Here is a 14,343-nt window from a genome sequence, read left to right on the forward strand (position 1 = left end):
TGACTTAACCTGGGAAAATACCGCGTTCTTTACGCGCTTTCAGAATACGTTCACATGCCAAAATATACGCTGCGGTACGTAAGCTACATTCCTTCTGTGCTGCCGTATTCCAAACATCGGCAATGGCTTGGATCATCAACTTATCAAGACGTTCATTGATTTCATCCTCGGTCCAGAAGTAACTCGCCATATCTTGAACCCATTCAAAATAACTAACAGTTACACCACCCGCGTTACAGATCACGTCAGGGACAACGGTAATGTCACGACTCACAAATACATCATCTGCTTCTGGATAAGTTGGGCCGTTCGCGCCTTCAAGCACAATTTTGGCTTTTAGTTTTTGTGCACGTTCAACCGTAATCTGACCTTCCAATGCAGCAGGAATAAGAATGTCCATATCAACCGTCCAGAATTCTTCATCTGAAATCACGCTTGAATCAACAAAGCCCATCACACCACCAGTTTCAACGACATGCTTTTGCAATGCTTTAACATCCAAGCCTTCTACATTGAAAATGGTACCGGTATGGTCCTGTACAGCAACGATTTTTGCGCCTGCATGGCTAAACAAATAAGCGGCTTCATTCCCGACGTTACCAAAGCCTTGCACAGCAACTTTACTGCCCTCAATCGGTAATTTAATGCGCTCCGCAACCTGCATACCCGTTACAAATACACCGCGACCTGTTGCGCGAACACGGCCAAGTGAACCGCCCAAATGTACAGGTTTACCTGTCACCACACCTGTTACGGTATGACCTTTGATACTTGAATAGGTATCCATCATCCAGCCCATAATATTGGCATTGGTGCCGACATCTGGCGCAGGAATATCAATTTGAGGACCAATGATTGGACTGATTTCACTGGTGAAACGACGAGTTAAACGCTCTAATTCACGCGGCGAAAGTTCTTTCGGATTAACGCGAATACCGCCTTTAGCACCACCGAACGGCAGGTTCAATACTGCAGTTTTAATGGTCATCCATGCAGATAAAGCCATGACTTCATTCAGTTCAACATCTTGGTGATAGCGGATACCGCCTTTACCTGGACCACGTGATAAATTGTGCTGTACACGGTAACCTTCAAAATGGCGAATTGAACCATCGTCCATCACGATTGGAACATCAACGATAAGCGTACGCTTTGGGGTTTTCAGTGTGTTGACAAAGTTACTGAGGTCCGCATCCAAATAAGGTGCCACTCGATCTACTTGAGTGAGAAAAGTTTGCCAAGCACTGCCATTTTGAGCCGCATATGATAAAGACATCATCTATTCCTTAATTAATCAATTGTCCCTGTTATTCACAGATTCCCTTTGTTTAAGGGCGTCCTACCCCCATCCTCCCTGATGTGCATTCAGCTTCTTTCGTGCCGAAGTGAAAATGCTTGGGGTGTTGTATTGTTATTATTATTAAGAATCAAATTGATTCACAAAATTCGTTATAATGATTAAAATGAATTATTTTTTATCAATTTGCTAATAGAAAGAATCAAAATGAACAATATCGATCATATTATATTAGGCTTACTCAAAGACAATGCACGGATGTCGATTACCGACTTGGCAGCGAAAACACGTGTGTCTCGTGCCACCGTGCAGAAACGAATTGAATATATGGAATCAACGGGGATCATTACGGGCTATACCGTACGTTTCCGTCCCAATGCTGAAAAAAATATCATTCGGGCATGGATGAATATCATGGTGGAAGGTACGCGAGCACAGGCGGTAATTCGAGAGTTACGCTTAGAGTCAGCGGTTGAGCGACTGCATACCACCAATGGTAAATGGGATATTTTAGTCGAGTTGCAATCTGATAGTTTGGAAAATTTTGATAAAGCCCTAGAGCGAATCCGAAATATTTCAGGGATTTACAATAGTGAAACCAGTATTTTGCTCTCCACCTATAAGACCTAAAAAAAGGGACTCTAGCTAGAGTCCCTTTTTAAATGAAATGGATTAATAACTAACACGGCGATAGTTACGATATTCTGGCGTCCAGAAATTATCTTCAATCGCTTGTTTCAACACATCATTACTCAACGGTACGGCCAAGCCATCCGCCATAGCAGCTTTTGCTACTTTAAAGGCAATAAACTTAGACACCTGTTGAATATCGTTGATATTTGGCAATAAATCCGCTGTGGCATTTTTCAAACGTGGTGAACAATCTGCCAAAGCTGTACTTGCAGCCATTAACATCGAGTCACTGATATGGGTTGCGCCACATGCAATCACACCTAAACCAATCCCAGGGAAAATATAGGAGTTATTGCACTGCGCAATGCTATACACCTTGCCTTGATAATAGATCGGTGCAAAAGGACTACCTGTTGCCACAATTGCAGCACCTTGCGTCCACTCAATAATATCTTTAGGTTGTGCTTCAACTTGTGAAGTCGGGTTCGATAATGGCAATACAATCGGATGCTTATAATATTTAGCTAAGGTTTTGATCACTTCTTCACTAAACAAACCTGCCTGCCCAGAAACTCCAATCAAGATACTTGGTTTGGCATTCTTCACTACATCCAACAAAGCAACATTCTCACCTGTATATTCCCAAGTGCTAATTGCATTGACTGGTGTGGCAAGTTTTTGCTGAAAATCGAGTAAGTTTGGTTGTTGATCGGTCATCAAGCCGAAACGATCCACCATAAAGATGCGTGAACGCGCTTCATGGTCACTCAGACCTTCGTCCATCATCTGTCTAACAATCTGTTCAGCGATACCACATCCTGCTGAACCTGCACCAACAAAAGTAACCGTTTGATCTTTCAGTTGTTTGCCTTGCGCACGTGATGCCGCAATTAGGGTCGCAACAGTGACTGCAGCCGTACCTTGAATATCATCATTGAAACAGCAAATTTTGTCGCGGTACTGAGTCAATAATGGCATGGCATTGGTTTGCGCAAAATCTTCAAATTGAATCAGCACATCTGGCCAGCGTTGACGTACTGCCGTAATAATCTGCTCAACAAATTCATAATATTGCTCACCACGGATACGCGGCTGTTTCCAACCCATATAAATTGGATCATCAAGCAATTCTTGGTTGTTAGTTCCAACATCAATAGTGATCGGTAAAGTATAGGCAGGACTAATACCACCACATGCGGTATAGAGTGACAATTTACCAATTGGGATACCCATGCCACCAATACCCTGATCGCCAAGACCTAAGATACGTTCACCATCAGTGATCACAATTACTTTAACGTTTTTCTTGTTAACGTTATGGATAATTTGATCGATGTATTGACGCTCTGGATAAGAAATAAAGATACCACGGTGACGGCGGTAGATATCCGAAAAGCGCTGACAAGCCTCACCAACCGTTGGGGTATAAATGATCGGCAGCATTTCATCCAAATGCTGACTCAATAAGTTATAGAACAGTGTTTCATTGGTGTCTTGAATATTTCGCAAATAAATATGCTTATTCAAGTCGTTGTCGAATGAAAGATACTGCTGATACGAACGCTGAGTCTGCTCTTCGATATTCTCGATATTGTACGGAACTAGACCATGTAAGTTAAAATTCTCTCTTTCTTCTTCAGAAAAAGCAGAGCCTTTATTTAGCAGAGGTAGTTCTAAAAGAGCGTTTCCAGCATAGTGAATATATAAAGGTTTTTTGATTTTACTAGGGTTCACAGACATACTTTACTCTTTAGACTCTCTCTCAAATGTACAAAAAATTTATTTGCTGAAATTCTTTTAAAAAGAACTTTGGCATGGACAATAATTTACACCAAACGAGGTCAGAAACCGAATAATCTAGTTACATGTAAAGTGAATCATTATTTCGAAAATAAATAGTAGTCCCTTTTTTAGATCATTTTTCGTTCTAAACTGCAATATTTTGAATTATTTTTGCACCAGCTCAGGTCTATTATTGTAGTGATATCGTTGCAGATGCTTTTAAGTACCCATAAAAGCTCAAAGATGATGTCTGTTTTCAAGCAACAGACATCATCTTGATGAGTTTCTTAAAGTGAATCAGGTTTTCTTTTTCTTGCTTTTTTTAGTGAAAAAGCTAAGCGCATGCCCATAATGCGTTGGTGTGATACGTTGAATCAAATCAAGTACCTTGGCATCGTTCCCAATCAGAATACGCGCTTTATCCGCTTTAACTGCATTCAGAATAATTTTAGCCGCCTGTTCTGGTGGCGTCTTTAAAACCTTATTAAATGCCTGACTCGCCTTAGCTGGGTTCATTCCTAAACTGCGAATACTGTCACTCATTCTTGCACTATTGGCAATATTGGTGCGAATTCCGCCTGGATGCACACAAGTTGCACTTAAACCATTATTCTGTATTTTTAACTCTTGGCGTAAAGCCTCTGTGAAACCACGGACTGCAAATTTTGTGGCGTTGTAAGCGCTTTGTGTCGGCTGTGCGGTTAAACCAAACAGACTGGAGATATTAATAATATGTCCTTCATCACTTTGTTTTAAATACGGTAAAAATTCTTTAGTACCATACACCACACCCCAAAAATTAATATTTAAAATCCATTCCAGCTCATCATAGTTCATTCCTTCTACGGTACTCGCTAAAGCCACACCTGCATTATTAAAAATCAGGTTGATCTTGCCATGTGCTTTAAAACTCTCTGCAGCCCATTCACGTACTGCACTTTGATCTGATACATCTAGTTTTGTCAGTGTAACCTTGACAGGGTATTGCTGAAGTAGAGCCTGTGTTTCCATCAACCCTTGTTCATTGATATCACTTAAGGCTAAATGTGCGCCTTGTTGTGCCAATAAAATTGCGAGCTGTTGACCTATACCCGACCCTGCACCTGTAATTGCTGCGACTTTTTGATTAAAACTTTTCATATGATGACTCTAAAGGAAGTTGATAAAAATTGGCGGCATTTTGTCTAAATATGGCATGCAAGGCCTGATCACCATAAGGACTCAACATTTGAATATAGGCATGGATTAGGTCATTTAAACGGGTGTTCGGCTTGTCCATCGGAAAATTGGATGCGAACATGATCCGCTCTGTACCAAATACTGAGATTGCGTGCTGAATCATAGGTGTCAATAAACTCACCATCTCAACAATACTTGCTGTTCGACCCAGTTTATAGAATGTGTGTCCAAGTACTGGCATCATCAAGCCCGAGATTTTGGCATGGACATTTTTCTGTTCAGCCAAAACCGCAATATCTTGCTGCCATTGTTTAAAAATGGCATCACGCTGCGATTGTGTCATTCCCGTTTTCTTGCCCACGGCTCCAAATAAACCGACAGGTGTCGCCAGATGATCAATCACAATAAGTGTTTCAGGAAAATGCTGAGCGAGAGTTGTAATTTCATTTAATTGAGTAGAATAGCCCCAAGCATCAAAAGACAAATCCATTTTTGCCAAATGCTCAAAGCCTTGGAGAAATTTCTTGTCACGATAGAGATGGGGCCGATCACACCAACGATAAACACCGCTATCCTGATGCCAAGCCGCCATTTTACGAATGCCACGGAATAGCGGACTCGCATCCTGATGTGCTTTAAGAATATCTTTAAATTTTCGATCTCTTGGGTCAGCTGTTGCAACAATAGCACCTAATTTTAAACCCTGTGCTTTAAAATCTAATTGTTGAATCCAATCCGTTTCTTCAACCACGCCAAAGCCTTTGTGATGGTGCCAATTGGCTTCGACATGAACCACACTCTCGACTGAAAATGGCGAAGTGTCTGCCTGATAATGCTTTGGTAAATAGGGATTCAATGCATATGTAGTTAAACCTAAACTATCCAATAAGGGTTTGGATTTAACCAACCGCACCACCCGATCCATGACAACAGGATATTTCCCTAAAGCTTTGACCAATAGTGCTGCGGAATGCGGTGTATGATAAGGATCCCATTGATGGATATGCGGGTCGATGATTGCAAAATCTAATCTTGTCATTGTTATACTCAAAATAAGATAAAGACATAAAGTGTTAAATACTGCTCATCCATAGCGATCTCTAATTGTTCTAAATAGCTTTGTTGTTTTAGCCTACTGAACAAATCATTATGAATAAAATGATTTGTTTAAATATTCAGATATGAATATGATTCATTGCATATCAGAAATGGTTGGCCTATATTCATACAATAACTATTAATTTCATAGCTTTATTAAAAATTTAAAAGAAACTATCGTTCTCAACTTATAAAAATAATGTGCATTTTTTAAAAATAATAAATGCATTATCAACTGCTTAATTTTTATTGATCTTTTCTCGCCGACCAACTTCTTGTAAATAATTCTCATTTAAATATACTTTACAGCCTTATTGCCGTCCTAGCCTACCTTCAGGTTAGTTAAAACTACCTCTCTCTTGCTCCAACAGCACTCATCAGGTATCTATATGTCTGCTTTTTCCTCGCGCAAAAACCTTATTACTGTTGAAATTTTAAAACAAAGCAGCCCATTACTTTTATCTTTAATACCTGTGCTGTCATGGGCAGAAACAACATCAGAACACCCCACTCAACTCGCAACCATCAATGTTCAAGCTGAACAATCCTCAAGCTATATCGCTGCACAAACAGCATCAACCTTACGTGGCAATCAAAACAATCTAGAAAGCCCACAAACGGTAAATGTGGTGTCTAAACAATATATGAAAGATTATTTGCCAGCAAACTTGGATAATGCACTAACCCAAGTTAGTGGTATTACTCAGGGTAATACTTTGGGGGGTACTCAAGATACCGTCATGAAACGGGGCTTTGGGGATAATCGTGATGGCTCGATTACCGTGAATGGCATGCCAATTGTGCAAGGTCGCACCATGAATGCTGCAGTTGAGCAGGTTGAAGTATTAAAAGGTCCTGCGTCTTTACTTTACGGCATTATGGACCCAGGCGGTGTGGTCAATGTCATTACCAAAAAACCTGAAACGACGCAAAAAACTGAATTTTCAGTTTATGGTTCAAGCTTCGCCGCAGGTAAAAATGGTTTAGGTGCAAGTCTAGATACTACGGGTGCAATCAGTGACAGTAACTTTGCCTATCGTTTTATTGCCGATCATTCCGATGCAGACTACTGGCGTAATTTCGGGAATCTTAAACAGACTTTAATTGCACCATCATTGGGTTGGGATAATGGTCAGACCAAAGTCAATTTAAGTTATCAATATCGTGACTTTGACGTCCCTTTTGATCGTTCCACTATTTTTGATCCCAACACCCAAAAAGCTTTACCGATCTCTAAATATCAACGCTTAGATGAAACCTTTAACCAAATGAAAGGTGAATCTCATTTGGCACAACTATTGGTTGATCATCAGCTTAATGATAACTGGTCTGCTCACTTAGGCTATAGCTATAACTATGAAACCTATGATGCCAACCAGTTACGTGTCACGTCGTTAAATAGCAAGAACCACACCGTGAAGCGTCGTACCGATGCCACCTTAAATGCAGAAAGTGTAGACAGTAATGCCCAAGCCTATCTCAATGGTTCGGTCAATTTACTTGGTTTGAAACATGATATTCAAATTGGTTCAGACATTGAATATCGTAAATATTTCCGTCCAGATATGGTTCGTGGTGATAGCTCAACCTTAGATTATTTAAATCCAAAGTTTGGAATGGTTGAAGCGTCTAAAAATATCGTTGCATCCGATAGCGACCAAACCGATAAATTGCATACTTATGGTTTTTATATGCAAGATGCAATTCACTTAAATGAAAATTGGATTGCCGTACTCGGTGGGCGTTACTTACATTATCAACAGACTGCTGGGCGTAGCAGACCATTTAAAGAAAATACCAATACCAATGATGATGCTTGGCTCCCACATGCAGGTTTAGTCTATCAATGGAATGATCAGCTGTCTTTCTATGGTAGCTATACCGAATCTCTCAAACCATCATCTTCAATTGCACCTTTAGGCAGCAATGCAGTCATTGATGCAGACGTTAAACCTGAACAAGCCAAATCTTATGAAGTCGGTGCGAAATACGAATTCAATGACCGTATTAAAGCCAACTTTGCACTTTACAATATTAAAAAGCGTAATGTTTTAGCCAAAGTAACCAACCCATCGAGCAATGAAGTTGAACTGCATACCACAGGCGCAGTCCGTTCCAAAGGCGCAGAACTCGATCTCACAGGACGACTCACTGATCAGCTTGATGCGACCCTAACCTATGCCTATACCGATGCCAAAGTCACCGAAGATGAGCTCGGTTTGCAAGGTAATCGCCTGAACAATGTGGCACGAGATACAGCTTCACTCGCATTGGCCTATAACTATGGCGAACTTTATCATGGCAATTTACGTTTAGGGCTAAGCGGTAATTATGTCGGAAAACGTGCTGGAAATTCAGAGAATACCTTTGACCTGCCTGAATATGCATTGGCCAATGCCTTTGTCAGTTATGACACCACCATTGCCAAACAAGCGGTTAATTTTCAATTTAATTTAAATAATATCTTTGATAAAACCTACTATACGGCCAGCGTTAATAATCTGGCGGTGTCTCAAGGGGATTCTCGTCAAGCGGTATTACGTGCCACTTTTAAATTCTAATAGAGGATCAGCGCAGTAAGTTCATTACTGCGCTTTTGAGATCAATATGAAAAAAATTCTTACGATCATGACGATGATCCTTAGTACATGGACATCCTCTGTTTACGCCCAAACACAGATTGCCCTGATTTCGCAGCTTAAAGGGACTTCCTTTGCCACCGATGTTGCGATTCAAAATTACTTGCAACGCAAGGGCTATCAGGTTGAGCTACTCGATCAGTCTGCTTCCCCCAGCAGTTTAAAAAACACGGATCTCGTGATTATCTCTTCAACAGTAGCATCCAAAAATCTGCAATCGGGTTGGCGACAACTGCCGATTCCGCTGATGACATGGGAAAATGATTATCTCGATGATCTGGCCATGACTGGTAAACGGATTGACACTGATTTTGGTGAAGTGGAGAAAGAACGTTACTTATGGCTAGTAAATGCACCGCATCCCCTATCTGCACATCTTTCTGCGGGGACTCACAACGTCTATAAAGCACAAGCACCAATGAGTTGGGGCAAACCAGGACTCGGTGCAACCATCATTGCAACCATTTATGGGCAACCTGAAAAAGTCGCAATCTGGGGCTATGAAAAAGGTGCAACTATGGATTATGAGTCGCTAGCACCTGCAAAACGACTGATGTTTTTTCTCAATAATGAGACCTTTAGCAATCTGTCTGAGGATGGCTTGAAACTATTTGATGCTGCGATTCAATGGTCTCTAAATAAGTAAAATCCCAACTTAGATTTCAATGCACTGATGCAGTTCACTCTGCATCAGTGCAAATTCCCATCTATGCATTTGCTCGAATACTCTAAAATACTTCCTGACTTACCGCAGCCCTAAACGTTTTTGGTGCACAACCAAAACTTTGCACAAAAGCACGACTAAAAGCAGCTTGGGATGAATAACCCACTAATTCAGCAACTTGTGCAATATTTTTATCAGTCTCTTTAAGCAACTGACAGGCCAATTTCATCCGCCAATTTTTTAAATACAGCATCGGAGGTACGCCAACCAACTCAACAAACTTCTTGGAAAAACTAGATCTAGACTGTTTAGTGAGTTGGGCAAGCGAATTTACATCCCATTCATAAGCAGGTTGCGCATGCATCAATGATAATGCCTTACTCATGATTGGATCGCGTAATGCAGAAATCCAACTTTGATGTTCAATCTTCTCCGTTGCTAACCAAAACCGTATCGACCAGACCAACAATAAATCAATGATTCGAGACAACATGACTCGACTGCCAAGTGCGGGGTGTTCAAGTTCAAGCTTGATTGCAGCAACGGTCATGGGTACCCATTCTGCAATTTTTTCGGCCTCGTGATGTGAAGGTACATGAATATAAGTCGGCAATCCTTCCGCAATCGCCTCGCCATAGATTCCTTTCAGCTGAAAAATACAGCTAATCACAGATACTTCCATTGTTTGTCCACTTACGATTTCAATCGAATGCTCAAGCTTCGTTGGCAAGACAACAATGTCTCCAGTCTTTAAGATCAGGTTAAGATTAAGCCGTTTAATTTTAAGTCTGCAACTCGCATTTTGAATAATGTGGATATAGGCATGTTGAGCATGAAAATTTATTTTTTTCTGCTGCGAAAAGTTTTCTAGACCGTAGATTTCACCCGATATCTCAGCAAATCGATAAATATCAAAAAAGATATCTGTTAAAGCATGCTCATCACTCATTTTGCTCGTCTGTCCTCAAAAGTGTTTCTGCAAAAACATTGGCGTTTCAGTTATTGTACAAGCCGAACAAATCACCAATAATCTTTTTTAGAAGATTTCGATAGTATAAAAATCGACCAACCTCTTTCTCATTCTTATACAGTCAACCTTCCCTTCTTAAGCTTATAAAATTCAACACAATAGCGTTCAGCTAGGAGATAAATATGAGTACTCAACCGACCATTATTCTCGTACATGGTTTTTGGGGCGGTGCAGCCCATTGGACTAAAGTGATTACTGAACTCTCTCATCAGGGGTATAGTGCCCTACGTGCCGTCGAACTCCCATTGACCTCTCTTGCAGATGACGTTGAACGAACCAAAAAAATGATTGCCCAAGTGGATGGTGATGTACTTTTGGTGGGTCATTCTTACGGCGGAGCAGTGATTACCGAAGCAGGCAACCATCCAAATGTCGTAGGTTTGGTTTATATTGCCGCCTTTGCGCCAGATAGCAATGAAAGCCCAGGGGCAATTACCCAACAACATTTACCTGTGGCAGCGCCGAACCTAGAACCAGATAGTGATGGTTATCTTTGGTTAAAAGTAGATAAATTTCACGAAAGTTTCTGCCAAGACCTGAGTAAAGATGAAGGTTTTGCCATGGGTGTTACCCAAAAAGCACCTTTAGCCAGTACTTTTGGCGACAATATTTCTACCCCAGCTTGGAAAACCAAACCTTCTTGGTATCAAATTTCAACTCAAGACCGAATGATTAGCCCAGAAAACCAAGCGGTGATGTCAGATCGTTTAAATGCTAAAAAAGTGATTTCTTTAAATGCAAGTCATGCTTCATTGGCTTCACAACCAAAAGAAGTGGCTGCCTTAATTACTGAAGCTGCTACATTTTTTGCAAAATAAATATAATGCTCTAGCAAATAGGGAATAATGTTATTCCCTATTTATCTGCCTTAACGCTGCTTGAACAAAACACAGAAGTTGCTGCTTATAAAACATATTCCCAGATAATGTAGCCTAGACCGAATCCGAGGAATGCATACAGTGTAATGATGAAGAATACAAAACTGGCATTATTCTTTTTTTTCAAAAAACTCATATCGGCACCTTTGGCTTTGCTCAACTCATGCTGCTATAGTGCAATAAGATACAGACAAAAAAAAGACACAGAATTTTCTAAAAAAAATATAACAGATAAGCATGGAAAAATTGGAACTGTTATGAAAACAGTCCCAAATATTATTAAAACGTGGACAATACCATCATCAATATATTCAGGACTGTTCGATCTTAATTTCGAGATACTAAAAACAATCAGGTTTTAAGATGCGGATTATCCAGCGGCAACTCCTTGTCTAAATGTGCATCAAAAATATCCGTCAACATACTGTCATAACGTTTAGCGTTATATTGTACAAGTGACTCTGCTTCAGCAGTTGTAATGAAACCTGTCTCAATCGCATCAGCAATATGTTCCTCAAAGGTCAAACCTCTAAACTGATCTTTCGATTCTGCCTTTTTAAACTTATTCCACAACGGTTGTAGTGGCAATAATGCCTGAAAAGTAGATTCCATACGTCCCATCACATCGTTAGCATCGGTGTTGTAATAAACATGTTGCTTCAACTGATCTCGAAACGCATGTTCTTGCATGATTAGCTGAGCCACCTCTTGCTTCAACTGATCCGATGGTGCTGCAATTGGACGTCCAAATGGGAAGCACAGCAATTTGACTAGACACGCAGCAAGCTTCATTGGGAAATTATCATAGAAGCCAAAGAACGCTTCTTGCACTTGATATAAAGCTTTATTGAGGGCCAATTCTGCATGTTTCTGTTCGGCCTCAGTTCTTTGACCATGCTCATAGTATTTCAAAATTGCCGTAGCAATAAATAAGTTGGAATGGATATCAGCCAACCGACCAGACAGCATTTCTTTACGTTTTAAATCACCTGCTAAAATTCCAAGTGCCATATCCGCAGTCAATGCAAAATCAGCGCTGAAACGGTTGATTTTGCTGTAATACGCTTTGGAAAAATCGTCTGCTTGTTGAGAGCCTTTATCCGAACCACCCGTAATCGAATATGCTGCTGCTCTCGCCGCTCGATTAAAGGTATAAGCCAAATGTTTAAATAGTAAAGGAGAAAAAGTTTTGAAAGCAGATGCCTTATCTTCCGATTGCAATAACTGTAATTCTTCGAATAAATAAGGGTGACAACGCATTGAGCCTTGACCAAAAATCATCAATGAGCGGGTCAGAATATTGGCCCCTTCTACGGTAATCGCCACAGGAATGGATTGATAAGTCAGCGCAAGGAAGTTACGTGGTCCCAATTGAATCGCTCGACCACCGACCACATCCATACCGTGATTGACCACTTTACGCATGGTTTCAGTGGCATAGTATTTGGCCATTGCAGTCATTACCGCAGGCGTTCCACCTTGGTTTAAACCACAAGTCACGAGATAACGAAATGATTCCAACATATAGGCATCGCTGGCGATATCACTGGTCGCCTCTTGTACGCCTTCAAAATGTCCAACCGAGATTTTGAATTGTTGGCGAACACTGGCAAATGCACCGACCAACAGATAACTCATTTCTCCTCCGGCCGTTGCCAAAGCCGGCAGTGAAATACCTCGACCCACGCCTAGGCACTCCATCAACATACGCCAACCTTTACCTGCATTTTGCTGCCCACCAATAATCCAGTCCAATGGAATAAAGACATCACTGCCCTCAACCGTACCATTCATAAACGGTGCGCCTGGATTATGTCGAGGGCCGATCTGAATCCCTTCATGGTCAGCAGGAATCAAGGCACAGGTAATGCCATATTCCACTTTATTTTTATCACCAAGTAAGCCATCTGGATCATAGAGCTTAAATGCCAAACCAATCACGGTCGCAATCGGTGCCAGCGTAATCCAGCGCTTAGAGAAATTCATTTTTAGACCCAGAACTTCCTGACCTTGGTACTGCCCATAACAAACCACACCCGTATCAGGAATCGCCCCTGCATCTGACCCAGCTTCAGGGCTGGTCAAACCAAAACAAGGCACTTCTGTCCCTTTTGCCAATCCGGGTAAATAGCGTTGCTTTTGCTCTTCGGTACCATAGTGCAGCAGTAACTCACCTGGCCCAAGCGAATTCGGTACCATACAACTGACTGCAGCAGTTAAGGAACGAGACGCAATTTTGCTCATAATTCGACTTTGTGCAAACGGTGTAAATTGCTTGCCACCGAATGATTTAGGAATAATCAAACCTAAAAAGCCGTTATCTTTAATAAATTGCCAAACCTCTGGCGGTAAGTCTTTTTCTTGATGATGAATCTGCCATTCATCTAACATGGAACAGAGCTGTTGTACTTCATGATCTAAAAATGCCTGTTCTTCTGCGGATAAAGTTGGATAAGGATATTGATCAAACTTTTCCCAATCAGGCGCCCCCATAAATAGTTCTTTTTCCCACCAGCTGGTCCCTGCTTCCAAGGCTTCTCTTTCGGTGATACTCATACTCGGCATTGCTTTTGAGAGAATATTAAACGCAGGTCGACTCACCAAAGCATCACGTAATGGTGCAATCAAAACAATCACACTCGCGAGAATAATCGGAATGCCCAGTAACAGACTCCACGGTGTGATCAACACACTACACAGAATGGCAACGACAATGGAAACAAGACAGCCAACAGTTCGATTGGCTTCAAAATAAAAAACAGCCCATACCACAACTAACTGAATCAATAGGCCAAGCAATATCAATAATACAATCATATTTGCTCCGTTATCTCAGATTGGGATGAAGATGAAATAAGAAAGATCTAAATTAATTTATGATGAACGTCTTTCTCTAATAAAATGGCTATTTTTTATTCTACATATCGAAGCGCTATTTGCTTGATTAACTACTAAAATTTACACAAAGGCATTCAGATGATACCGAAAAATTAAAATCATGAGTTGAATAGAATACCGCTCTAAAAAATTGGAATCCTTCCCCTCAAAAAACCAAAAATAAAATCATCAATCACGATTCTTTGTAATGTTACAAAGCAAAAAAATAATAATCCAAGCAGTATCTTTCGAATTTAATAAATAAA

General features: G+C 40.7%; 11 protein-coding genes. 4 read left to right on the plus strand and 7 right to left on the minus strand.

Annotated features, from left to right (window positions below; all coding sequences use genetic code 11):
* Positions 1–4 precede the first annotated feature (4 nt).
* Positions 5–1,279 carry a Glu/Leu/Phe/Val family dehydrogenase gene (locus FPL17_RS08830; protein WP_167515363.1) on the minus strand — a complete coding sequence of 425 codons (1,275 nt, stop codon included), beginning with the start codon at positions 1,277–1,279 and terminating at the stop codon, positions 5–7.
* Positions 1,280–1,504: 225 nt separating this feature from the next.
* Here FPL17_RS08830 and FPL17_RS08835 point away from each other — a divergent pair, with 225 nt between their 5' ends.
* Entirely contained in the window at positions 1,505–1,927 is a 423-nt protein-coding gene (locus FPL17_RS08835) for an Lrp/AsnC family transcriptional regulator (RefSeq protein WP_004654809.1), read from the plus strand.
* Between the two features lie 42 nt (positions 1,928–1,969).
* Here the strand turns inward: FPL17_RS08835 and FPL17_RS08840 are convergent, their stop codons facing one another.
* The 3 genes from FPL17_RS08840 to FPL17_RS08850 all read right to left on the minus strand — a co-directional run bounded on the left by FPL17_RS08840 (position 1,970) and on the right by FPL17_RS08850 (position 5,930).
* Positions 1,970–3,670 carry an NAD-dependent malic enzyme gene (locus FPL17_RS08840; RefSeq protein WP_159884570.1) on the minus strand — a complete coding sequence of 567 codons (1,701 nt, stop codon included), beginning with the start codon at positions 3,668–3,670 and terminating at the stop codon, positions 1,970–1,972.
* 339 nt (positions 3,671–4,009) lie between these two features.
* The gene (locus tag FPL17_RS08845; protein WP_159884572.1) at positions 4,010–4,852 is read right to left on the minus strand and encodes an SDR family NAD(P)-dependent oxidoreductase; all 843 of its coding nucleotides are present in this window, start codon (positions 4,850–4,852) and stop codon (positions 4,010–4,012) included.
* Positions 4,839–5,930, minus strand: a complete 1,092-nt coding sequence (locus tag FPL17_RS08850; RefSeq protein WP_159884574.1) for an amidohydrolase family protein — start codon at positions 5,928–5,930, stop codon at positions 4,839–4,841. The genes FPL17_RS08845 and FPL17_RS08850 overlap by 14 nt, the downstream gene beginning before the upstream one ends.
* A 448-nt stretch (positions 5,931–6,378) precedes the next feature.
* Between FPL17_RS08850 and FPL17_RS08855 the strand changes: the two genes are divergently transcribed.
* Positions 6,379–8,550: a TonB-dependent siderophore receptor gene (locus tag FPL17_RS08855; RefSeq protein WP_151714849.1), complete on the plus strand. Its 2,172-nt coding sequence runs from the start codon at positions 6,379–6,381 to the stop codon at positions 8,548–8,550.
* A gap of 46 nt (positions 8,551–8,596) precedes the next feature.
* Positions 8,597–9,274: a hypothetical protein gene (locus FPL17_RS08860; RefSeq protein ID WP_151714850.1), complete on the plus strand. Its 678-nt coding sequence runs from the start codon at positions 8,597–8,599 to the stop codon at positions 9,272–9,274.
* Between the two features lie 82 nt (positions 9,275–9,356).
* On the opposite strand, the gene FPL17_RS08865 is transcribed toward FPL17_RS08860, so the two are convergent.
* Positions 9,357–10,241, minus strand: coding sequence for a helix-turn-helix transcriptional regulator (locus tag FPL17_RS08865; protein WP_159884576.1), 885 nt, complete (start codon positions 10,239–10,241; stop codon positions 9,357–9,359).
* Between the two features lie 203 nt (positions 10,242–10,444).
* Between FPL17_RS08865 and FPL17_RS08870 the strand changes: the two genes are divergently transcribed.
* Positions 10,445–11,140 carry an alpha/beta hydrolase gene (locus FPL17_RS08870; protein ID WP_159884578.1) on the plus strand — a complete coding sequence of 232 codons (696 nt, stop codon included), beginning with the start codon at positions 10,445–10,447 and terminating at the stop codon, positions 11,138–11,140.
* An 85-nt stretch (positions 11,141–11,225) separates the two neighbouring features.
* Here FPL17_RS08870 and FPL17_RS18765 read toward each other — a convergent pair whose 3' ends face one another.
* Both FPL17_RS18765 and FPL17_RS08875 read right to left on the minus strand, forming a co-directional pair.
* A complete protein-coding gene (locus FPL17_RS18765) occupies positions 11,226–11,336 on the minus strand; it encodes a hypothetical protein (RefSeq protein ID WP_085942822.1) in 111 nt (36 codons plus the stop codon).
* Between the two features lie 215 nt (positions 11,337–11,551).
* On the minus strand, positions 11,552–14,017 hold the full coding sequence (locus FPL17_RS08875; RefSeq protein WP_159884580.1) for an acyl-CoA dehydrogenase: 2,466 nt from the start codon (positions 14,015–14,017) through the stop codon (positions 11,552–11,554).
* Between the last annotated feature and the right edge of the window lie 326 nt (positions 14,018–14,343).

This window comes from Acinetobacter dispersus, from assembly GCF_009884975.1.
Taxonomy (GTDB): domain Bacteria; phylum Pseudomonadota; class Gammaproteobacteria; order Pseudomonadales; family Moraxellaceae; genus Acinetobacter; species Acinetobacter dispersus.